We start from the raw sequence: 22,269 nt of genomic DNA, 5'->3' as shown, positions 1-22,269 counted from the left end.
GGGTTTGTCCGTGGAACGAGCGGGGGCTTGACATAGACTCTCACGCCGCTATGTCAGTCGTCACATCTAGACTAGGGATCATGACTCTTCACACTGCAGTAGCAACCGTTCACACCAACCACGGCGACATCGTCATCAACCTCTTTGGCGACCATGCTCCCAAGACCGTCAAGAACTTTGTTGATCTTGCCGAGAAGGGGTTTTACGATGGCGTGATCTTCCACCGGATCATCCCGAACTTCATGATTCAAGGCGGTGACCCCACCGGCACCGGCACCGGCGGCCCCGGCTACACCTTCGACGACGAAATCCACCCCGAACTCGTCTTCGACAAGCCGTATCAGCTCGCCATGGCCAACGCGGGCAAGCGTCCCGACCTGACCGGCCGCCTTGCGGGCACCAACGGTTCGCAGTTCTTCATCACCACGATCGCCCCCGATTGGCTGAATGGCAAGCACACGATCTTTGGCGAGGTTGCGAACGATGAGTCCAAGGCCGTCGTCGACGCGATCTCGGCGGTGCAGACCGCTGGAGCAGATCGTCCCGTCGAAGACGTCGTGATCACCGGCGTCGACGTCGTCGCGGCCTAAGGGGCGATGGTGGCGAACGGACAGGGGCCGGCCTTCGGCGAACGAGTCGAGTTTGGGCCGAATGACGTCTGCTATCGCCACCCCACTGAGCACAGCTTTACGCTGTGCCAGCGCTGCGGGCGGACGATCTGCGGTAGATGTCAGGTCACGTCTCCGGTGGGAGTGCTCTGCACCGACTGCGTGAAACAGACGCAGCCGAGCGCGGCGAAGCAAGCCTCGCGTTCGATGCGGGTGACGGGCAGGCGTATCAAGGCGCTCGAGACGCCCGTCACCTACGGGATCATGGCGCTGTGCGTGCTGGTGTTCATCGCGCAGTCGCTCAGCCACTACTTTGGCGCCGACGAGGTGACGTTGGCGCTGTGGTACGCTCCAGTGCACTCGGCTCCCGGTGATGTTTTCACCAATGCCAGCTTTGAGCCGTGGCGCATGTTCACCGTCATGTTCACCCACTCCCCGGGAACGCCGCTGCACCTTCTATTTAACATGTTGGCGCTGTGGATGTTCGGCCGAAACCTCGAGACCATGATCGGCCACATGCAGTTCTTGGTTCTGTATCTCTTCGCGGGTGTGGGTGGGTCCCTCGGCGTGATGTTTTGGGCCTATGTTGTCCCCGGCACGATCGGGACGCCGACCGTTGGCGCATCGGGTGCCATTTTTGGCATCCTCGGAGCGACGCTCGTGGCGTTCAAAGCGGCGAACATCAATGTCACCTCGCTGGCAGTGCTTATCGCAATCAACCTCGGGATCGGGTTTCTCCCGGGTGTATCCATTTCCTGGCAGGCCCACCTCGGCGGGATGATCGTGGGTGCCTTCACCATGTGGCTGATGCTCGGCGCTCGTGGCCCGCGCAAGAAGAATCGTCGGATCGTCTCGCTGGTGTCGCTCGGAGTGATTTTGGTGGCGCTCTCCTGCGCCTACCTGGTCGTGATGCCGAACATCTTCGGGGCTTAGGCGACATCCCGCCGATTGAGCGAGGAGTATAGCGAGGAGTCGAAATCAAGGTGACGTTTCCCTTGGTTTCGACTCCTCACGTGCGTTCGTCGCTCAACCGGCGAGCGGGTGGATAAAGTTATCCACAGGCTTATCCCCATCTGGGGAGGAATTACACCGGTGTGATTTATCCCGTGTGAAGGGTGTGGAGGGTTACTTCCACCACGGAGTCATCAAGAACCCGACAAGCACGAGGCCAAAGCCTACAAAGATGTTGGCTTGGCCAAGTTGGGGGATCGGCAGGCCCAATCCGGTGCTCGTGACGTAGTAGAGCACGATCCAAATGAGCCCAAGAAGCATAAACCCGAACATGACGGGCTTGAACCACACTGGGTTCGGAGCGTTCTTGCGCGCCGCCGCGGCCTCCTCCTTGCTCAGAGAGACCTCTGCTGCCTTGCGCTTACTCACATCTTTTGCTGCTGCTGCCATGCGTAAGAGTCTACCCGGATCGAGCCTGAACTCAGCATGCGCACCTTACAATAAACAAATGGTTCACACTCACGCGGGATCTCGAACACGGCGCCGACGTGCCCGGCTGAGCCCGCTCACTGTTATTGGCGAGCTGTTGCTGCTCGGGGGCCTGGGCGTGCTCGGATACATCGTGTGGCAACCTTGGCACACCGGCGTCACGGTGACAATGAAGCAGACGGAACTTTCGGCTGAAGAGTCAGCCGTGTGGGATCAGGCGGCACCGGCGGCGGCGCCGTGGGACGGCACGGTCCCCGTGACTGCACAGCCAGCTGAGCCGGACGTATTTGCGGTGTTGCATGTGCCGGCCTTCGGTACGACTTACGCCAACCGTGTCGCCGAGGGTGTCGGTTGGGAGACGGTGTTGAATCTCGATGAGAAGGGCGTCGGCCACTACCCAACCACCCAGTTGCCCGGTGAGTTCGGAAACTTCGCGCTTGCCGGTCATCGGTCCGGACCGCTGATCAACGCTTTCCGCGAGGTCATGAATTTGCGGGTTGGCGATCCCCTGTTCGTAGAGACCGCGGACGGCTGGTACACGTACCGCTTCCGCGACATCGAGTACGTACTTCCCGACGAGACGGACGTGCTCAATCCGTTCCCCCGACTTGACGGAACACCGGGGGAGGATCGGATCCTGACACTCACGACGTGCCACCCCAAATGGGCCGGCAGTGCCGAGCGGGCGATCGCTTACTCGGTGTACGAAGACTTTCAGCCGCGTAGTGCTGGTCCGCCAGCCGAACTCCTTGAACTGAACCCGACGATGGGTGCTACCCAAGCCTCGAGAGGAGACTCTGAGTAATGTTCTCACTCGTGTGGCGATTCTTCCCGGGCCCCGCATGGCTTCGGGTGATCGTGCTCCTGATCGTGTTGGCTGCCGTCGTGTACGCGGTCATCACCTACATTTACCCGTGGGTTGCCCTGCAGTTTCCCCCGGAGGAATCTACGGTGGGTTCATGACGAACATTCTGGTCATCGACAACTACGACAGCTTCGTGTACACCCTGAATGGGTATCTGCAGCAGCTCGGCGCGAGCACCAGGGTGATCCGCAATGATGAGGTCACCGCTGGCGAGCTCGAGAGGCTGGTTGCCGAAGTTGATGGTGTGCTCATTTCTCCTGGACCCGGGACACCCGCTGACGCAGGCATCTCCATAGCGATGGTCGGGATCGCCCTCCGCACCGGCGTACCCGTACTCGGTGTGTGCCTCGGACACCAGGTGATCGCCGAGGTGCTTGGTGGTGTCGTGACCCACGCTGACGAGCTGATGCACGGCAAGGTATCGCGAGTGCGCCACACGGGGGATACCTTTTTTCAGGGCGTCACCTCGGAGTTCAACGCCACAAGGTACCACTCGCTCGCTGTGGTGCGCGATACATTGCCCGAAACGCTCACCATCACTGCCGAGACGGCGAGCGGAATCGTCATGGCGATTCGCCACCGAGAGCTTCCGATCTATGGTGTTCAGTATCACCCCGAGTCGGTTCTCACCGAGGGGGTTACCAGCAGCTAGGCAATTGGTTGCGGGTAACGGGGCTTACGAACGCCGCCGAGGTTGCGGCCTCACTCACACCCCTGCTCACCAACGATCGGTAGTCTGCAGGCTTGGTAAGGCGGGACTCTAACCCGAACAGTACGCGAGGTCGAGCGTCGCTGCTTGCGGCTGCTGCCCCGCGATCGACTGCGAGATAATGGGGTAGCCGCCCTGCACCACACAGCCCGTAGCTGCGACCGTCTGAGGGTTGAAATTGATCTTTAGACCAAGGCCGTCGAGCATCGTGCGGGCAACCTCTTGCGGTTGCCCCACCACGTCTGGGACGACGATGTGACCGCTGGAGACCGTGATCTCCACGCCTTCACCCGATTCGAGTAGGGTACCGGCCTCCGGCGACACCGAAAGCACCCGTCCCTCCGGCTCAATTGGGTTGTCGACTTTGGTGACCAGACTGACCGTAAGGCCGAGGTCTTCGATGCGGTCCGTGTACTCCTGGATCGACATGCGCCCAATCTCAGGCACCTTTGCTGATTCTGGACCGGTCGAAATGTACAGGGTCACTCGGTCACCCGGCTCCAATACAGTACCTGCCTCGGGATCCGTAGAAATGACCTTCCCGCTCGGCACCGTCTCATGGGTTTGCTCGATCGTGAGCGGAGTCAAATCGAGGCCCTGCAGTGCAGCAATGGCTTCGCTACGCTCCATATCGACGAGCGATGGCAACTCGCGAGCGGTATCAGGTAGGAACTGCTTGGGAGCGAGCGTAACAAGCCAGAAAATCACGGCAATAATGACCGCACCGATGGTGAGGATCGCAGCCCACGTCCACATTACGGGAGGTCTGCTCTGCGTGCGGGATCCGCCCCCGCCTTCGGCAAGTTGGCGAAGCGCGAGGTCTGACTCCGAAACCTCTTCGCCGCCAGAAAAGAGCACTGTGTCCTGCTGCGTCTGCAAAGAGAGCTTCGGCATTTCGCCATTTGAGGCGAGGCGCAGTGCCTCACGGAACTCAGAAGCGGATTGAAAACGCCTCGCCCGATCCTTTGCGAGCCCATACAGCACCACACGGTCAAGTTCAGGCGGAACATCCTTCTTGCGCTCACTTGGCGGTTTAGGCCGCTCACTTACATGTTGGTAAGCAACGGCCACCGCAGTGTCACCACGGAACGGCACGTCTCCGGTGAGAAGTTCGTACAGCAGCACCGCGGTTGAGTAAAGGTCGGTACGGGCATCAATTGACTCGCCTTTCGCCTGCTCGGGCGAGAAGTAGGCGGCTGTGCCAAGAATCGCCGTGGTCTGTTGGAGCGTCGACGAAGTCTCGGAGACGGCGCGGGCGATCCCGAAGTCCATCACCTTCACCTGGCCACTCTTGGTGACCATAATGTTCGCCGGCTTGATGTCGCGATGCACTATCCCGGCACGGTGGGAGTATTCGAGCGCGGTGAGCACGGAATCGACGACGCGGCAGGCTTCTGTTTGCGAGAGACTGCCCTCGGAGAGTAGCTGGCGAAGATTCTGACCCTCGACGTACTCCATGACGATGAAGGGCAGACGCTTGGGACCTTCGGCGGTCTGAATGAGATCGTCTCCGGCATCAAACACCCGTACTACGGTGGGATGCGCCATGCGCGAGGCTGACTGTGCTTCCTGGCGGAACCTGGACCTGAACTGATCGTCCCCCGCAAGGTCGGCCTTCATCACCTTGATCGCAACCTGGCGACCGAGCTTCGTGTCGGTGCCACGGTACACGGTTGCCATGCCACCCTGGCCGATGAACTCCCCGATCGCGTAGCGTCCGGCGAGGATTCGCTGCTCCTCGCCATCTGACGTACCGGGCATAGTCACCTCTTCCGTGCTCATAGCTTCTCTCCAGTTTAGGTGTTGATGAGGGCTGCTCCCTGTGGGCTCAGCTGATTGGCGTGTCGGTTGCGGGGAGTTTAGCCGGTGGGATTCTCGTTGCCGCCGCCACCATTACCGCCCCCGCCGCCGTTTGGAGCGGGAGGCGCCTTGACCGAGATTGTGATCGTAGGGGACGGATCCGAAGTGCGGGTCACCGAGGAGCCATCACCACAGGTCACCGAGTAGTTGAAGGTGATCTGGCCGTCGGGGCCACCGGCCGCAAGCGTGTTCGCGGTGACGGTCACGCTGGGGCTTGAAACTGAGCCGGGCGCGGATCCGTCACCAGATACGAAGACGTTGTACGCCTGCACCCTAAGCCCGGTGGGGCAGGTGGCGACAGGCCAGCTCACTGAGGACGTGGTCGATCCCGTGTTGATCGTATTCGGGCTCGCACTGGGTGCCGCTGGCTGCCCGACCTGCCCGAATCCGATGTTGTAGGTGACGGTGATCCGTTCATCAAACGGCACCTTGGTGCCCTTCGGGTTCACCGCGGTGACAAGGCCAACCTGGTCGTCAGGGGCGGTGTTGCCCTCTTGCGCAACCACATTGGTGAAGCCCTGGCCCTGCAGGTAGGCGACCGCCTCGTCGACGTTCATGCCGAGCAGCGCGCTCTCATCAATGGCCGCCGTCGTCGGCGCGGCGGTTGTTGTCGGCTTCGTGGTCTTCGGCTTCGTTGTTGTGCTGCTCGTGGTCTTCGGTTTGTCGTCGCCGTTGTTGCTCAAAATGGCGTAGGCGGTGCCGCCGCCAATGATGAGGAGGAGAGCGGCGAGTGTGATCAGTGGCCAGGTCCAGCGACTCCGCTTCTTTTTCTCCTCGCCATCCTCAAGTTCGGCTTGGTCCGCAATCAGCGATTCGGCTTCCGTGGAGGGGAGCGCCGTGGTGCGTGGCAGCGCGGTGGTGGCTGCATCCATCACCTGCGTGGCCTGCGGCAGCGCGGTCGTCGCCGGCGCTTCTTCTCCGAGCACCTGGGGTACGTAGCTTGCTGCGAGCTGCACGTTGCCGCGATGCAGGGCGGCGGCGGCTTGGGCGAGTTTCGCAGCCGTCTGGGGACGCCCAGCCGCATCCTTCGCAAGGCAGGCGTACACCAGGTTACGCACGGGCTCGGGAACATCGGCTGGCAGATCCGGCGGGGTGTCGTTGATCTGGGCCATCGCAATCGCGACCTGCGACTCACCAGTGAAGGGGCGCTTACCCGCAAGGCACTCGTAGGAAACGATACCGAGGGAGTAAATGTCGGTCGTTGCGGTTGCGGTGTGACCGCTCGCCTGCTCGGGTGCGAGGTACTGCACCGTACCCATCACCTGGCCGGTCGCGGTGAGCGGTACCTGGTCGGCAATCCGTGCGATCCCGAAGTCGGTGATCTTGACGCGCCCTTCGGGCGTGATCAGCAGGTTACCCGGCTTGATATCGCGGTGTACAAGGCCGGCATCGTGGGCAGCCTGCAGAGACGTAGCTGTCTGCGCCACGATCCCGAGCACGCGGTTGGCCGGCAGTCTGCCCTCACGCTCAATAATCGAAGAGAGAGGTTCGCCGGGCACGAGCTCCATCACGATGTAGGCGGATCCTTGTTCCTCGCCGTAATCGAAGACGTTTGCGATGCCCTCGTGGTTGACGAGCGCGGCGTGGCGGGCCTCGGCGCGGAAGCGTTCGAGGAAACCGGGGTCCCCCATGTACTCGTCTTTGAGGATCTTGATGGCAACTGAGCGGCCGATAATGCTATCTGTTGCCTTCCACACCTCGCCCATGCCACCGACGGCGATTCTCGAGCTGAGCTCGTAGCGTCCGCCGAATGTGATCCCTGCAGCTGGTCTCATTCGCTCAACACCGCTTCCATTACTTGTTTTCCGACTGCTGTGGGGAGGTCGAACGATCCTCCCTGATTTTCAAAAGCTGCTCCGCCGCCGTTTGCGATAACAACCGCTACCGCAACTTTAGGATTATCGACCGGCGCGAACCCTGTGAACCACAGGGTGAAGGGGAGATCGTTTCCGTCAGCGTCCACACCATTCTCTGCTGTGCCGGTCTTCCCGGCAACGCGCACTCCTGGGATCCCCGCATTTTGCGCGAGGCCTTCGGGGTCGGTGACGCCAAGTTCCATGATTCCTGCCACTGCATCGGCCGTCTTCTTGGAAATGGGCCTGCTGAACTCTTCCGGCGGAAATTCCTTCTCAACCCGAAGATCCGGAGTGATGACCTGCTCCACGAGTTGCGGCTTCATCACGATGCCGCCGTTCGCGATCCCCGCAGACACCATCGCCATTTGCAGCGGAGTTGAGCGGACATCGAGCTGGCCGATTGAAGACAGTGCGACCTGGGCCTGATCCGCCGGCACGGGTGAGATGCTCGGTGTGACCTTGAGCGGGATCTCGATTTCCTGCTCAAAACCGAAGTCGTGGGCCATCTTCGGCACCGCGTCACGGTTCATGCTCATCGCGAGCTCCGCGATCGGAATGTTGCAGGAGAGTGCCACGGCACGCTCAAGCGACACCTTGGCACCCGGGCCACAGGTGGTGCGGGAGGCGTTCTGCATGATCGCGGTCGACTGCGGCAGGGTGAGCTGCGCAGGGTTGTCGAACTCGGTTGTGGCGGTCGCATCGCCGTTTTCTATGGCGGCCGCGGCGACGAGCAGCTTGTAGACCGATCCAGGGTGGTAGAGATCGCCCGCGATCGCTCGGTTTTCGAGCGGGCGGTTCGGATCCTCTTGCAGCGGGCGGTAGGCCTCGTAGAACTTGTCAACGTCGTTGGTGGCGAGCACATTTGGATCGAAGCTGGGCGTCGAAACGAGCGCAAGGATCTTGCCCGTTGCGGGTTCGATAGCGACGACAGCGCCTTCAAAGCCGTTCTCGACCATTGCGTTGTAGGCTGCGGCCTGCACCGCTGGGTCGATCGTGGTTTCGATAGAGCTGCCCTGCGGCGCGACGCCGTTGATGGTGTTCATGATGCGGGTAAAGAACTGCGCATTGCCGATCCCCGCGAGATCCTGGTTCATGGCGGACTCAAGACCCGTCTTGCCCTGGCTGTGTGAGAAGTAGCCTGTGAGGGGAGCGTAGAGCGCTCCATCGGTGAACTGGCGCATGTAGCGAAACTCGTCACCGGTCGGCGTCGAGTACGCGATCGGATCCCCGCCAACGAGGATCGAACCGCGCTCTACCTTGTAGCTGTTCTTGAGCGTACGATTATTGAACTCGCTCGCACGGAGTTCATCGGCGGTCACGAACTGGATCATGGTGAGCGCGAAAAAGAGCGCGATGAACATCACGAAGATGGCGCGGGTCATCACTCTGAGTGGTTTGTTCATGATCGAATCACCAGCTTCGGTCGGTTGCGCACCGAGTTTGATAACAGTAGGAGCAGCGCAATGATGATCCAGTTCGACACGAGCGATGATCCGCCCGCCGCCAAGAATGGTGTGGTCAAGCCGGTGAGGGGAATCACGCGCGTGACGCCGCCAACAACGATGAACACCTGAAACGCGAGTGTGAACGCTAGGCCTGAGGCGAGCAGTTTGCCAAAGTCATCCTGACCCGCGAAACCGATGCGCAGGCCCCGGCCCACGAGCAGCAGGTACGCGGCGAGGATCACAAAGATGCCAATCAGACCGATTTCTTCGGCGAGACTCGGGATGATGTAGTCGCTCTGGGCGAGCGGCGTATCGCCGGGGTATCCCTGGCCGAGACCCGTGCCCGTCATGCCACCGTTCGCCATTCCGAAGAGACCCTGCAGCATCTGATGGCTGGCGTAGTAGGGATCTGCGAACGGGTCGAGCCAGTTTGCAAAGCGGTTACCCACGTAATCGAGGGTCTGGCTCGCGATCAAGCCGCCCACGAGGAACAGCCCACCGCCAATGACGATCCATCCGATGCGTCCGGTTGCGAGGTAGATCATCGCGAGGAACAAGCCGAAATACAGCACCGAGGTACCGAGGTCGCGCTGGAACACGAGCACCGCCATCGCAGCGAGCCAGAAGACGAGCAGCGGACCGAGATCCCGGGCACGCGGGAAGCGGATCCCGAGCACCTTTTTGCCCACCATCGCGAGTGAATCACGGTTACGCACGAGATAGCCTGCGAAGAAAATCGCGAGCAGGATCTTTGCGAGCTCACCCGGCTGGAACGAAATCGGGCCGATCTCGACCCAAACGTGTGCGCCGCTCTGTTCGCGACCGAGCCCGGGCACCATGGGCAGGACAAGTAGGATAACCGCGGCGAAACCGGTGATGTAGGTGTAGCGGAACAGCACCATGTGATTTCGGATCAGCACCAGCACGAGGATGGCGCCGACAAGAGCAACAGCCGACCAAATCAGCTGTTTCACAGAGGTCGCCTCCCAGCCGAAATGCCCACGGGACAGGTCGATCCGGTAGATCATTGCGACGCCGACCACGTTCAAGAATGCCGCGATCGGCATGATGAGCGGATCCGCATCAGGTGCGACCTTGCGAACAGTGAGGTGTAAAGAAAGGAGCGCCGCCGTGAAGATGATGCTGGGCACGAGCAGGTTCGTCGTGACTGTGCCGACTACGGTGAGGTCGACACTGATAACGGCAGCGATTCCCACCACGAGTGCGAATAGCAGTAGCGAGAGCTCGAGGCCGAGCAGTTTGCGAGGAGCACGCAGTGCCGTAATTCGCTGCAACACCGTTTCGCTGGTGCGAGTCTTTTCGAAGGTGCGGGGCTCAGTGGTCTGGGGCTCAGTCATCACCGCTCCCTATTCTCAACACGATCTCGCGTGCTTCCTCAAGAGAGCCGGCACCGAGGGTGCGCTCAACTTGGCGTCGCTCGAGCCCGTCCAACTTGTCGAGGGTGATACCGGTGTCTTCCGCCACCGAGTGCAGGGAGATAGACCCGAGATCCTGCTGCACACCGCGGTAGATAATCACGGTATCACCGTCGGTTCCCACAAAGTATCGGCTCTGAGTCCACTGGTAGCCAAAGAGCAGCGCGCCGCCGATCGCGACCAGTACAGCGAGCACCCCGAACAGCCAGAGCAGGCGGCGGCGGCGATTTCGACGCTTGGTCTCGGCGATCAGCTCGGCGAGGTATTCATCGACCCGTGGCTCAAAGTGGCTCTCTTCAACCTGCGGTGGCTTCCGCACTGGACGACGGCGGTTGAGTAGCCGGGTGCGGGCAGTGGTGACCTCGCCGTCGCGCGGCGAGGGCGCATTCGCGGCGGATCCCGCGAAGCGGGGGTTCGGTTCCAGGATCGGCTGAGCTTCTGCAGTCGTCTCAACGAGCACGACTGTGACATTGTCGGGAGCGCCGTGAGCGAGGCTCTTGTCGATCAGCGCATCAACCGCGCTCTGGAGTGAGAGGCGGCGTCGCAGAATCTTCTCAATATCGACGTCTTCGACGTAACCGCAAAGACCATCAGAGCAGAGCAGCCAGACATCGCCCGGGCGTGTGGTGAGTACCTCGGTGTCGATGTCTGGGGAGGAATCGACATCTCCGAGCACGCGCATCAATACGGAGCGGCGCGGGTGGGTCTTCGCTTCTTCCTCGGTGATTTTTCCGCTGTCAACGAGCCGCTGCACGAAGGTGTGGTCGCGGGTGATCTGGCTGAGCGTATTGTTGCGAAACAGGTAGAGACGCGAATCACCGATATGGGCGAGTGCAAGCTTGTCGCCCACTGTGAGGAAACCCGTAAACGTGGTTCCCATGCCCGACAGCTCTGGTCGATCTCCCACCGTTTCGCGGATCTTTGTATTCGCTTCGAGCACGGCCTTGCGCAGCACGGCTACATTCGATTCAGCGGTGCCCTCGGGTTCCATGTCGAGTGAGGCGAGGGCTTTGCTGGCTAGAGCAGAGGCGACATCGCCGCCCGCGTGACCGCCCATGCCGTCAGCGACAAGAAAGAGGTGGTCTCCCGCATAGGCGGAGTCCTGATTATTGGAGCGCACCATCCCGACATGGGAGCCGATGGCACTCTCATAGCCGACCGACACGCTCAGGGCCTCAACTCAAATGTGGTTGTGCCGATCGTGACCGGCGTGAACAGCGGAACAGGAACGGAGCCTGAAATCCGATTACCGTCGAGACGAGTACCGTTCGTGGAATCAAGATCGGTCAAGATCCAAGTGTCACCCTCGCGCGAAAGCCTGGCGTGGTAAGTCGAGGTGTATTCGTCGACGATGACGAGCGTCGACTCACTGCTGCGACCGATGGTGAGAAAATCGTCATCGAGAGGGATCGCGGTGCCTGCGGCGACGCCAGAGGTAATGACAAGCTGTCTGGCCGTCCCCCCACCCGCCGAAGGTAGGGCACCACTACTCGGGGTAATCGGTGCTGGTGCGGGGGAAGCAGCCTGCACCGCCGGAGCCGCCGCGACATAGGGTGCCTTGGAGCTTGACTTGGCACCTGACTTATCGGAGCCTTCGGCCTTCATTCGGCGCACGGGGGCACCGAAAAGATCGCTGCGTAGCGCATAAACGATGGCAAAAATGAAGAACCACAGCAGTAGCAAGAAGCCGACACGCATGATGAGAAGAACGAGTTCACTACTCATAGTCCACTCCAGAAGTCTTCGTCGATACTGGGGTTTTTACGTGGTTTCGGGTTCGGCGTGGGGGTGGCTGCGGCCGAGGGCATCTCCGACAGTGGGATGTCTGCGAAGGACTGCGCCGGAGCTTTGGGTGCTGCAGAACGTTTAGGTGCTGCGCTCGTAGTGTTTGCAGCGGGAGTGCGGGTGGCGGCCGGCGCGGGCTTCGCTTTACTGGGCTGGGCGTTGCGGCCGGGCACAAGTTCGAAGGTGAGGGCGGTCTGGCCGATGCTGATGGTGATCCCGGGTGCCAGGGCTGCTTCTTTGAAGCGCTGACCATTGATCTTCGATCCGTTGGTGGAGCCGAGATCGCGGGCGAGACCGGCTGCGCCGTCCCAGATAATCTCTAGATGCTTGCGCGACGCCGCGTTGTCGGTGATCCTGATCCCGCAATCGCTGCCGCGGCCGACGGTGGTGACACCGCGGGGGAGTTCGTGGCGGGCGCCGTTGACCTCAATGACCGCGATCCAGTCCACCGCGCCCTCGACCCTGCTCGCATCGATCTCTAAGACGCCGACGGTGAGGGAATCATCGGCACGGATCTCAACGTCGGGCTCGCCGAGAAGCTGGTAACTATGGCCCCGCGCGTGTTTGACGACAACGCCGCGTAGTTCGCTCTCAAGGGTTTCACCGAGTCCCTGCAGGCGTGCAGCGTCTTTCGGGGAGACGCGGGCGATGAAGCGGTTGGGGGCAAGTACGCGGTCGCGGTCAACGATAACCGCACCGATATCGAGCTCCCGTTTCAGCGCTGACGCGATTTCCACGGGCTGCACCCCGGAGCGAAACGTGCGGGCGAAGGCACCATTGACGGCGCGTTCGAGCCCGCGTTCGACGCTGTCCAGAATACCCACGTGGTGCTCTCGCCTTTCTGCTTTTGCTCGTTCCTCCCGGGGGAAGTGTCTTTAGTTTAGCCCGCTTTGGTGAGAGCAAGTTCCTGCTGCTAAGCTAGTGGAGTTGTCCGAGCTGTTTTTTGCTTTGAATGACATCGCGCGCGGGTGGCGGAATGGCAGACGCGCTGGCTTCAGGTGCCAGTGCCCGCAAGGGCGTGGGGGTTCAAGTCCCCTCCGCGCACGAACAGAGGGTGTAGTGCTGGGCCAAAGGCTCAGCGCTACACCCTCTCCTCGTTTAGTTGAGGGGACTTGAACCCCGTGAGGGCGCAGCCGGCGAGAGCAAGCAACGCTTGCGATCCGGCTGCGACGCGAGTGGGGTTACCGGCCAAAACGTGTGGATGCGGTTGGGCGTGTCTAGTGTCTGCCGCCCCATCCGGTGCGTAGCCAGAGACCTTCCTCACTGCTGAGCGCGGTGTCGTAGAGGGCTGGACCTGGGTCGGGTTCGGTGAATCGTGGCCGTTGTTTCTGGGGCGGCGCGATGGCTGCTTCGGTGATCATTGCCGGTGCGGTGTGTAGGAGGCCTGCACGTTCAACGAGCACCCATTCTGCGGCACGTTTTTGGTGGTCGATTGTCATGCCTCGGTGAAGGCGGAGTGTCTGCTTGATGAGGGCGTTGATCCCGCCTTCGAGACGGCTTGTTGTTTTGGGGCCTCCGGCGGTCAGATAGGTGAAGAGGTGGCCGCGGCGTTGGAGTTCCGCGAGGAGGTTGTACGCCTTTCTGAGACGGTCGTGGGTGTACCACCATTTCTTCCCGGTGGGTGAGTCCCAGAGCCCGCCAGGGAGACGTTTCTTTGCGTAGGAACGTTCTGTGGTGAGGTGACCGTAGATGCTGTGCCAGTCGTTGAGTTGCTGTAACCAAGCGACTGCGTCATCGGTGTTTGTCACCCGGCGGAGTCGTTTCCCGAGTTCAAGCAATGCTTGGCCTGCGGGGGTGCGGGGCCGGAGAGTGAGGTGGGTTCTGAGGTTCATCCAGATGTGGAAGAGGCAGCGCTGGGTGAGGGTGTCTGGCCATTGTTCCCGGATCGCGGCACGTACCCCTGACCCGCCGTCACAGATCACGACGAGCGGGGCAGGGATCTGCCTGAGGAGTGCTTCCCATGCGGCTTGAGATTCGGTAGAGCACCATTGCCAAGCGAGGGGTATCTGGTGTTCCTCAGTTGCGATGAGCAGACACCAGGAACCGATGTAGGTGCCGTCAATAATCACATATTTGGGTGGGAGTGTGACTGTCGGTAGACGCGGGGTGATGCGCCAGCACCAGGCGGCCTTCCGGCGAAAGGATCGGCCAGTCTGGGTGCCGGTGATTTCTGGTTGAGAGTGTTTCCCGAGGAGCCAAGTGAAGAATCTGTCGAGTTGGTGTTTGCGGGTGACATCGTCGCGTTTGCGGGAGGTTGAGGCTCCACATGAGGGGCATTTCCAGCGTTGGGTGCCGGCTGCTGTTTTCCCGTTCTTGACGAGCTTGATAGTGCATAGCAGACAGGAGGTCGTGTTTGATGGTTTGGGCACAGTTAAGGGTGTCGGAGCATAACGATCCCTGTTTTACCGCGTGATCATGCGGCTAGATCAAGCTTCCATCCACACGTTTTGGCCGGTAACCCCGCGAGTGACGCCAGTGGCGTCGCGAGCGGGGCGAATGCGAAGCATTCGCGTCAAGTCCCCCTCCGCGCACGAGATATTAAACGGGAGTGTTGCTGGGCCTTGAGGTCCAGCAACACTCCCTCTTGTTTTGTGCGGAGGTATCTTCCCGTTCACGAAAGTGGGGCTCGATCGTTGCCCCCGATTTCAGGGTTAAATTAACGACATCCGGTATTTGGGCCTGTCAAGAGGTTTGTGTAAGCTGCGGGATTTAGTTTTCTGGGTTGATGTTGTTTGAGGTGGTCCGGGTTGTCGCAGCAAGCTCGTCCCAAGAGCTGTAGCGCCCCCGATGTAGCCGAGCTGGTCCGTGATCTCTCGTTTCGCTTCCCGACTCAGTTTGGGCAGAAACTCGGCCAAGGTCCAGAGAACATCATCGGCAAGAATCAGCCAGGCTTCTTGCGCGGTGAGGCCTTCTTCAATATCGAGTGTGGCGGTCATGATAGGTGTCCTTTCGGGTGCAGTTTTAGAGGTAGGGCTCGATACGGTCGGGGTACGCGAGCGCGAGCTGCGCGAGCGCTGTCTTCCAGTTCGTAGTCACTGCGCCCTCGATCAGGCGAGGCTTCGCGTTGCGTTCTTTGGCAGGCTTTCCCCGTTCTTTCTGGCGTTCCCGGGCACGCTTGTCTTCGATGTTGCAGATCGCGAGCCACAATAGCTTCACCGCCGCAGCATCGTTGGGGAAATGACCACGGTTCTTCGTCACCTTCCGCAGCTGATAGTTCAACGATTCGATCGCGTTGGTGGTGTAGATCACCCGCCGAAGTTCCGGCGGGAACGCGAGGAACGGAATGAAACGATCCCACGCGTCTTGAAACGATTTCACCGCCGATGGATATTTCTTCCCCAACGTCGAGTTCGAGAACTCTTCGAGCGCTTCAAGCGCGGCATCCTCGTTGACGGCCTGGTAGATCGGTTTCAGGGCCGAGGCGACAGCTTTCCGGTCTTGGTAGTTCACGAACCGCATTGCGGCACGGATCAGGTGCACCACGCAGGTCTGTACCGTCGCTTCAGGCCAGGTCGCCTGGATCGCTTCGGGGAACCCGGTCAAACCGTCACACGCGACGATCAACACGTCACGCACGCCACGGTTCGCGAGCTCTGCACACACGGCTGCCCAAAACTTTGCCCCCTCGGTTGCTTGTACCCAAATCCCGAGGACGTGCTTGATGCCGTCCATATCGACGCCGACCGCGATATGTGCGGCCTTGTTTCGGACGTGCCCACCATCACGGATCTTCACGATGATCGCGTCGAGATAGATCACCGGGTACAACGGCTCCAAGGGGCGCGTCTGCCAGGCAAGGACCTCGTCTTGAATCTGGTCCGTGATCTTCGAGATCGTCTCGTGTGACAGGTCAGTGCCCAGCGTTGAGTACAGGTGATGCTGGATCTCACGGATCGTCATCCCGCCCGCATAGAGCGAGATGATCATGCCGTCTAATCCGTCGAGGCGGCGCTGGCCTTTCGGGACGAGCATCGGCGTGAATGACCCGTCACGGTCCCTGGGGATCGCAAGCTCAATATCACCGACCTCGGTCGATACGGTTTTCGCTGACGTCCCATTCCGGGAATTCGGGTAAATGTTTGCTTCGGGATCTCCTTTCTCATACCCGAGATGGTCACTCAGCTCCGTTTCCAGGCCGCGTTCGAGGGCGGCCTTCACAATCCCGCCGAGTAGCCCGTTGTCGCCGGTCAACGGGGCACCCGCGTCCATCTGCGCGAAGATGTCATCCAACGCGCCAGAGGCCCTCAGCTGGTCAGCGATCTCTTTCTGTGTACGACGCCTTTCGGCGCGTTCCTCGTCTTGATACGACATGGTCTCCATAGTGTTGCGTTCCTTCCGGGGATCCCCGGCTTACACAAACTATTTGACACCCTCCGGTATTTTGCTAGGGTGGCCCAACTGACGGGCACATCAAGTTGCCATCTACTCCAATTACGGTAGCTGTGGCCAGGACAACGGGACTTCATTCCCAGCGGTCCGAGCTCTCTCCAGCTGGTCTTTTCACCTAGCACCTGAGTTGACCGGTTTAGTGACCACCACCCATGACAGTCAGACCCTTCAGTAGCAATGCAACTTCGTCAGTGATAGCCGCGGGAATTGTGTGCTCGATGCCCTCAACCACGATCACCGCGTCTTTCACCGGAGCCAACACCTTTACGAACCGCTTAATCGAGACCCCGGTGACTTCCTGGATATGCCGCGATACCGCGATTGCACAAAACACGACCGTGAGATGCGCCTCGATCTTTTCCCGCTGTCGATGAAAAATTGGGCGAGCCCGTAGATCAGTCTTCGCCATCCGAAACGACGCTTCCACGTTGAAGAGCTGATGATACGCATCAATTACTGTCGTTGCTGAGGCTGTCAATATCGGCAGATTTGTCACATACCCCTTCACCCCGGCTCGCTGCTTCGCTGATTCCACGAGCGCCTCATCAATACTCTTCTTGGCATCCGTGATCTTCAAGAATCGGCCCTTCTTTACGGCACTCGTCCCCGCAACCACGTTGCGGGCCTTCTCGACTTGCTTCTCAATGTTGCGCAGATCGAGACGGGCACGCTTCTCGCGATACTGGTACACCACCCGACGTTGTCTGCGGGTCTCACCTCGACCAAACCACTGCTGCGATTCAAAGATTTGACCATCGTTCAGGATCCCGCCATCGTTCTGGAATTCGGCAATATCGTATGGAGTTTTCGCGATCCTCGACCCTACAATGAATGAGTAGCCGGCGTCCTCTAACGCGAGGAGGTTCGCGGCAGAAAGCATGCCCGCATCACACGCCACACTTACTGCCACGTCGGGGTGCTGTGCTCTGAACGCGTCAAGCACCGGCACCAGGGTGAGCGTCTCTGCTTTGTTCCCCTCGAAGGAGTGCAATTGCAGGGGGAACCCCCGCTCATCAACGAGAAGACCAACCACAATTTGGGGTTCCAACCGGCGTTCTTTGGAGAGCCCCGGGATACGGTAGTCGTCTTCTTGTTCAACCTGGAAGAACAATGTCGTAACGTCATACAACACGAGGGTGAGTTGCTTGGTGCCACGAAACTCGACACACGCCTTCGAGAACTGGTCACGATAGTTCTCATCGGCAGCACGATTGAGGGAACGGTGAATGCCTGTGTTCGAAGGCGGGGTGAGCCCGAGTTCGTCAAGGATTCGGATGGTGTCGAGCTTTGAGGCGGGTTCGATGATGCGTGCGATCACCAGGTCACGGAACACGGCGTCATCGACGGCGGAAGCGAACCCGAGCTGCGCATATACGCCCGCGAGGGTGTCGTAGAGCAGTCGCGAGTATGCGCGTGCCAGCAGCGCAGTCGACGCGGGAGACGGGGCAAGACCGAAGTCGAACTCACCTTGCCCGGCATCGCGCTCACGTTCACGGATGCGTTGTCTCGCGATATCGGTCAGGAGTGCCAAGTCGGTGTCAGTGTGCGCGGACCCGATGTGATCGATTCCGGTGACCTGTCGCCCCGTTTTGGTGACGATCTGAACCGCGGTCGCACCAGATTTCGTCTGAACTTTCCGAACGAATACTGACATGCGTTCAGCCTACATAGGGGCACGTTAGTAACCACATTCTCCGCAGAGACCCGCATAAAATCAACGTTCTCGCGTTCAAATCCCACAAAACCACCCCAAAGCGGTCAACTCAGGTGACGGGCACATCAAGTTGCCATCTACTCCAATTACGGTAGCTGTGGCCAGGACAACGGGACTTCATTCCCAGCGGTCCGAGCTCTCTCCAGCTGGTCTTTTCACCTAGCATGACTGTATGGGATTCCGAGTTCCTCACGAGGATTTGTTCACACGTTCGATCGCCGCACTGTTCTTAAAGGCAAGCCCAGAGTTGAGCATGATGGCTGCTCGGGCGATGATGGACGCGGCCGAGAAGAGGAAGCCTGGTTGCTCCAGTATCCGGGCCCTCGATCTTGGAGACGGGCCATTGCTCCGAGCGTACCCAAGTGGAAAGTTCGGCCCCGACCTGTGTTTGGCCCGGACAGACACCAATGAGCTTGCGGCCGTCATCGAGGTAAAGGGGCATGCCGACTGGAACGCGACTGCCTACGAAACCTGCGAGGGGGACGGGAGAGAGGAAAGGCATGCCCCGGGCAAACGCGCTGCGGAAATTCGGCAGCACTACAAGGACAACGAGGACTGGTACTGGACCAGCGGTCGAAAGCATCGTCCGAGCAAGCGAGGCGTTGTGCAGACCGACGCTTACCTCGGTTGGGTCTGGTGGATGGACCTTGAAGACGAAGACGGTCGTCACGTGGAACCCGGAGCGACCACCAAGCACATCATCTTGTCTCTCAGCGGTGAATCCATCGACATTCCATATGTTAGGGAGGAAGGCTCGAGCCCGGTGAACTTGGCGTTCTCGAGCAAAGACTGGATCCCAGTGAAGATTCACGACTTCGCGAAATTACTGTACGACCTGTCGCGCAATGGCGAGCGTGAATGGTCCGAACGAGACACCCTTCTCATCCACTCCGCCGTTCACCGCGCGTATGAGTTCGACAGTAATACGGAAGCTCTCGACTCTTACCAGTGGCTCAGGGAGGCCGAGTAGTGCACCCAGCTCTCGTTGCTTGTCTTCGAGTGCTATGGGAACGCCCCTGAGTCCCGCAAGCCATTTCGACGACCCTTCAAAGTCGAGACGCAAGGCATGGTGCGAGGTTGGTGAGCACCAGGACGAAGCTTGTGGCTCTCGGTGGTAAGGATGTGCGCCGAGGAAAGCTTCAGGCGGAGGGCCTGGAAGGGTTCGGAGCTTAACCAGGAAAACTGCTTTGGGGGGTTCCGCGGATCTCTTAAGGGACAAGGGCTCTGGGATTCAAAAAAGCACTCCACGAAATGCGGTCTATGAAATTGAGCAGTTGAGGTTTGTGATTTGGCTCTTGAGTCCAGATCAGGGGGTTGTTCCGGACTCATTCTGCTGTCTGAGAATGTCGGGTGTTGGCGAGGCCTGACGATTCCTTGAACAGTCTTTGGGGAGTGCAGATGACGATTTCGAATGCTGGAAAACGGCGGTACTCTCTAGAGCATGGTCGACATACGTGAGTTCTCACTGCAAGACACTGAGAGCTATGCGCTCAGTCTTCTGCGCGCCGCTGAGCGGGTATCGGCAGGAGACTTAGAAGCCGCGAAGCTCGCCCTTTCCCCAGTTGCGATGGCAATCTGGGTGGGTCATCTCTCGAGTACCTCGATGGCGGTCACTAGAAGCGAAGAGACGATTTCTCGGACCACCAGGGAGAGTATCCGCGCACGAGTGTTCATGCGTGACAACCACATTTGTACCGCCTGCGGTGGAAGGTCTGTCCCTCGATGTGTATTGGTGGCAATGCATGACCTTTTCCCCGCCGAGATTCCCTATCACCCGAACTATAAGCGTGGTTTCACTCACCCCGTGTTCTGGTTCCTCGCCTCTGAAGCGGATCACGTTGTTCCGCATAGTCTGGGCGGGGCTTTCTCGGTTGATAACCTCACCACGTTGCACGCGGCGTGTAACACTCAGAAGTCGAATAGGGCGACGTCCGTTGCAGCGGTGAGGGGAAGTGCTGGTTGGGATGGTCTTTTGGCTCACTACCCAGCAATGGTTGCTGCTGGTGCTGGCGCAAAGCGTGTTGCCTACCACCGCGCGTGGATCAGACGATTTGGGTTGACTCAGCCGCTTCGGGACTGAGCTCATCTGGCAACCCGGATTGGATGCTCGAGCGTCGTCTCACGCGGAGATTGGGGGCGATAACGGCGAACGCGTCGCCGCGCATGACTACAGGTGAGGCCATGGAAAAATCTGGAGCTTAACCTGGAAAATCGAATTCAGAGGCTCCGGGAATCCCTGCGGCAGAAGGCACGTGGGATTTTCCGACACTCCCTTTCTGCCGATAGGCCGAGAGCGGGGCTCAGTCGCGAAAGCGCGATCCCACCAAAGCGCACTCTCGTGGCTGAACCGCCTGCTCGCTGTTGGGGAACCCGATTTGAGGTACCGGTCAAGCCGCCGCTCCACTCGACGCACCATCGATCCAAATGTCGCGTGCCGTCTTGGAATCGTTCACTGAGATTCCGTGCGCGCTCGGGGTCGCAGCGATACTGTTGAGGGGTGATGGTCGAGCGCACGGCGCGGTGAAGGTAGGACGTGATCGATGTTGAGCGCCTAAGCCTGACTCACGCCACCCGACCGCTGTACCGATGGAAGGACCGACCATGCTCCGACGCACTACTCTGCTGACGGCCACACTGCTTGCGGGCGCACTCGCATTCACGGGTTGCGCCGCGGAGGATCCGCTTGATGCGAATGGCGGCGACTCGAAGGCCGGCGACACGATTGTCATTGGTTCGCAGGATTATTATTCGAATGAAATCATCGCCGAAGTGTACGCGCAGGCGCTCGAAGCTGACGGCTTCTCAGTCGAACGTGAATTCCGGATCGGGCAGCGCGAGGTGTATTTGCCTGAGATTGAGGCTGGGGCGATTGACCTCTTCCCCGAGTACACCGGCAATCTGCTGCAGTACTGGGAGCCTGAAACGCAGGCCCGCACTTCAGGCGATGTCTACGACGCGTTGACGGCGGCAACGCCCAAGGGTCTGCGGGTGCTGAAGCAGTCGCCAGCGACCGATCAGGATAGCTATACAGTGACGCAGGCGTTCGCTGGTGAGTGGAATCTTTCGACGGTTGAGGATCTTGCTCGGGTCACGGTGCCGTTGACGCTTGGCGGGAACTCGGAGGCTGAGACCAGGCCGTATGGTCCGGCGGGCCTCGCAAAGGTCTACGGAATCGAGGGTGTCACCTTCACTCCGATCGAGGACAGCGGCGGGCCGCTCACCGTGAAGGCGCTGCAGGATGACGACATTCAGCTGGCGATCATTTACACCGCTGATCCGACGCTGAGCGAGAATAAGCTCGTCTCACTCGAGGATACGAAGGGCGTCTTTCTCGCCTCTCACGTTGTGCCTCTCGCGAGCGATCGTGTGGACGCTGGCGCGGCGGCCGTGATTGACAAGGTAAGCGCCGCGATGACGCCGGCGGACCTGCTCGAGATGAACGCGCGCAGCGTGAATGAGCAGCTGCCGGCCGCTGACATCGCGCGCGACTGGCTCGCGGCGAAGAAACTCGGTTGAGTTGGGGGTCGGAGCGGGTTCTGGCTGGACCCGACCCGGCGACCCGGGGATGAGGGGCACAACTCCCGGTGCATTGGATCCCGCAGCTACGGGGCGCCATCCTTGACAAGTTGAAGCTGACCTATTTCCTCGCCTGCCTTATTTACGACGTGGAGTGTTGTCCCGTCAACGGTGACGCTGCGCACGCCGCGCAACCAATCATCGACGCCCTGACAGGCTTTGCGTGTCGAGGCGAACTCCTGCAGCACAATCTCTTCATTGGTGACCACATAGTCCGTTGAGATGCCATTGCAGCCGTCGCTTCCGGAAACACGACCGTCCGCCGAGAAACTGAGAAACGGCGAGCCTTTCTCCGCAGATTCCCACGTTCCAATGATTTCTTGCTTCAGCATCGGTGTTTCCCCCTGGGCTGTCGGTGTTTGGGAATTCAGAGCGCACCCCGTAAACGTGATCACCGCTGTCACTGTCATCACGCAGGCAAACGTAATGGTCCGCCACCGCGCTGTCGTTCCGGGTGTCCCAGATAATTGCCGCATATCCAGAGCCTAAGGTGGCGAAGCCGATTCGCCAAGGAGCTGGGCAGCTAAGCAGCTAGGAAACTCGTTTGATTTTGATATGTGAAATATTGCCCATACTGTGAAATTGG

General features: G+C 59.9%; 20 protein-coding genes, 1 tRNA gene and 1 pseudogene. 9 read left to right on the top strand and 13 right to left on the bottom strand.

Annotated elements, in window-relative coordinates; all coding sequences use genetic code 11:
- Positions 1-80 precede the first annotated feature (80 nt).
- Positions 81-590, top strand: a complete 510-nt coding sequence (locus tag G7067_RS02470) for a peptidylprolyl isomerase (protein WP_166321707.1) — start codon at positions 81-83, stop codon at positions 588-590.
- 6 nt (positions 591-596) lie between these two features.
- Positions 597-1,541: a rhomboid family intramembrane serine protease gene (locus tag G7067_RS02465; protein WP_244301207.1), complete on the top strand. Its 945-nt coding sequence runs from the start codon at positions 597-599 to the stop codon at positions 1,539-1,541.
- A gap of 192 nt (positions 1,542-1,733) precedes the next feature.
- Here the strand turns inward: G7067_RS02465 and G7067_RS02460 are convergent, their stop codons facing one another.
- Positions 1,734-2,009, bottom strand: coding sequence for a cell division protein CrgA (locus tag G7067_RS02460; protein ID WP_166321705.1), 276 nt, complete (start codon positions 2,007-2,009; stop codon positions 1,734-1,736).
- Between the two features lie 58 nt (positions 2,010-2,067).
- On the opposite strand from G7067_RS02460, the gene G7067_RS02455 reads away from it, so the two are divergent.
- The 3 genes and pseudogenes from G7067_RS02455 to G7067_RS02445 all read left to right on the top strand — a co-directional run bounded on the left by G7067_RS02455 (position 2,068) and on the right by G7067_RS02445 (position 3,648).
- Complete coding sequence (locus G7067_RS02455; RefSeq protein ID WP_166321703.1) at positions 2,068-2,853, top strand: class E sortase; 786 nt, start codon at positions 2,068-2,070, stop codon at positions 2,851-2,853.
- Positions 2,853-3,011 (top strand): hypothetical protein, encoded by a 159-nt coding sequence (locus tag G7067_RS02450; protein WP_166321701.1) that lies wholly within the window; start codon positions 2,853-2,855, stop codon positions 3,009-3,011. The genes G7067_RS02455 and G7067_RS02450 overlap by 1 nt, the downstream gene beginning before the upstream one ends.
- A pseudogene (locus G7067_RS02445) lies at positions 3,008-3,648 on the top strand (anthranilate synthase component II). The gene G7067_RS02450 and the pseudogene G7067_RS02445 overlap by 4 nt, the downstream one beginning before the upstream one ends.
- 25 nt (positions 3,649-3,673) lie before the next feature.
- Here the strand turns inward: G7067_RS02445 and pknB are convergent.
- The 7 genes from pknB to G7067_RS02410 form a co-directional block, all read right to left on the bottom strand.
- Positions 3,674-5,404 carry a Stk1 family PASTA domain-containing Ser/Thr kinase gene (pknB, locus tag G7067_RS02440; RefSeq protein ID WP_166321699.1) on the bottom strand — a complete coding sequence of 577 codons (1,731 nt, stop codon included), beginning with the start codon at positions 5,402-5,404 and terminating at the stop codon, positions 3,674-3,676.
- Between the two features lie 77 nt (positions 5,405-5,481).
- Complete coding sequence (locus G7067_RS02435; RefSeq protein ID WP_166321697.1) at positions 5,482-7,257, bottom strand: protein kinase domain-containing protein; 1,776 nt, start codon at positions 7,255-7,257, stop codon at positions 5,482-5,484.
- Positions 7,254-8,741: a peptidoglycan D,D-transpeptidase FtsI family protein gene (locus G7067_RS02430; RefSeq protein WP_166321695.1), complete on the bottom strand. Its 1,488-nt coding sequence runs from the start codon at positions 8,739-8,741 to the stop codon at positions 7,254-7,256. The genes G7067_RS02435 and G7067_RS02430 overlap by 4 nt, the downstream gene beginning before the upstream one ends.
- Positions 8,738-10,141 (bottom strand): FtsW/RodA/SpoVE family cell cycle protein, encoded by a 1,404-nt coding sequence (locus G7067_RS02425; RefSeq protein WP_166321693.1) that lies wholly within the window; start codon positions 10,139-10,141, stop codon positions 8,738-8,740. The genes G7067_RS02430 and G7067_RS02425 overlap by 4 nt, the downstream gene beginning before the upstream one ends.
- Positions 10,134-11,384, bottom strand: coding sequence for a Stp1/IreP family PP2C-type Ser/Thr phosphatase (locus G7067_RS02420; protein WP_205881181.1), 1,251 nt, complete (start codon positions 11,382-11,384; stop codon positions 10,134-10,136). The genes G7067_RS02425 and G7067_RS02420 overlap by 8 nt, the downstream gene beginning before the upstream one ends.
- 2 nt (positions 11,385-11,386) lie before the next feature.
- Positions 11,387-11,944, bottom strand: a complete 558-nt coding sequence (locus G7067_RS02415; protein WP_166321691.1) for an FHA domain-containing protein FhaB/FipA — start codon at positions 11,942-11,944, stop codon at positions 11,387-11,389.
- Positions 11,941-12,828 (bottom strand): DUF3662 and FHA domain-containing protein, encoded by an 888-nt coding sequence (locus tag G7067_RS02410; RefSeq protein ID WP_244301206.1) that lies wholly within the window; start codon positions 12,826-12,828, stop codon positions 11,941-11,943. The genes G7067_RS02415 and G7067_RS02410 overlap by 4 nt, the downstream gene beginning before the upstream one ends.
- A gap of 137 nt (positions 12,829-12,965) precedes the next feature.
- Between G7067_RS02410 and G7067_RS02405 the strand changes: the two genes are divergently transcribed.
- A tRNA-Leu gene (locus G7067_RS02405) sits at positions 12,966-13,049 on the top strand.
- Between the two features lie 172 nt (positions 13,050-13,221).
- Here G7067_RS02405 and G7067_RS02400 read toward each other — a convergent pair.
- The 4 genes from G7067_RS02400 to G7067_RS02385 all read right to left on the bottom strand — a co-directional run bounded on the left by G7067_RS02400 (position 13,222) and on the right by G7067_RS02385 (position 18,047).
- Entirely contained in the window at positions 13,222-14,373 is a 1,152-nt protein-coding gene (locus G7067_RS02400) for an IS1249 family transposase (protein ID WP_166321689.1), read from the bottom strand.
- Between the two features lie 282 nt (positions 14,374-14,655).
- A complete protein-coding gene (locus G7067_RS02395) occupies positions 14,656-14,940 on the bottom strand; it encodes a hypothetical protein (protein ID WP_166321687.1) in 285 nt (94 codons plus the stop codon).
- Positions 14,941-14,965: 25 nt separating this feature from the next.
- Complete coding sequence (locus G7067_RS02390) at positions 14,966-16,315, bottom strand: IS256 family transposase (protein WP_166325648.1); 1,350 nt, start codon at positions 16,313-16,315, stop codon at positions 14,966-14,968.
- Positions 16,316-16,529: 214 nt separating this feature from the next.
- On the bottom strand, positions 16,530-18,047 hold the full coding sequence (locus tag G7067_RS02385; RefSeq protein WP_166321685.1) for an IS1634 family transposase: 1,518 nt from the start codon (positions 18,045-18,047) through the stop codon (positions 16,530-16,532).
- A gap of 232 nt (positions 18,048-18,279) precedes the next feature.
- On the opposite strand from G7067_RS02385, the gene G7067_RS02380 reads away from it, so the two are divergent.
- From G7067_RS02380 to G7067_RS02370, 3 genes are all read left to right on the top strand, one after another.
- Positions 18,280-19,077, top strand: a complete 798-nt coding sequence (locus G7067_RS02380) for a hypothetical protein (protein WP_166321683.1) — start codon at positions 18,280-18,282, stop codon at positions 19,075-19,077.
- Between the two features lie 471 nt (positions 19,078-19,548).
- A complete protein-coding gene (locus G7067_RS15115) occupies positions 19,549-20,187 on the top strand; it encodes an HNH endonuclease (protein ID WP_166321681.1) in 639 nt (212 codons plus the stop codon).
- Positions 20,188-20,708: 521 nt separating this feature from the next.
- Positions 20,709-21,623 carry an ABC transporter substrate-binding protein gene (locus tag G7067_RS02370; protein WP_244301205.1) on the top strand — a complete coding sequence of 305 codons (915 nt, stop codon included), beginning with the start codon at positions 20,709-20,711 and terminating at the stop codon, positions 21,621-21,623.
- 86 nt (positions 21,624-21,709) lie between these two features.
- Here G7067_RS02370 and G7067_RS02365 read toward each other — a convergent pair whose 3' ends face one another.
- Entirely contained in the window at positions 21,710-22,015 is a 306-nt protein-coding gene (locus G7067_RS02365) for an META domain-containing protein (protein ID WP_166321677.1), read from the bottom strand.
- Between the last annotated feature and the right edge of the window lie 254 nt (positions 22,016-22,269).

Origin of the sequence: Leucobacter insecticola (genome assembly GCF_011382965.1) — a bacterium.
Lineage (GTDB): Bacteria > Actinomycetota > Actinomycetes > Actinomycetales > Microbacteriaceae > Leucobacter > Leucobacter insecticola.
Note: the sequence above shows the minus strand (reverse complement) of the source record. Positions and strands in the feature narration are given on the sequence as shown.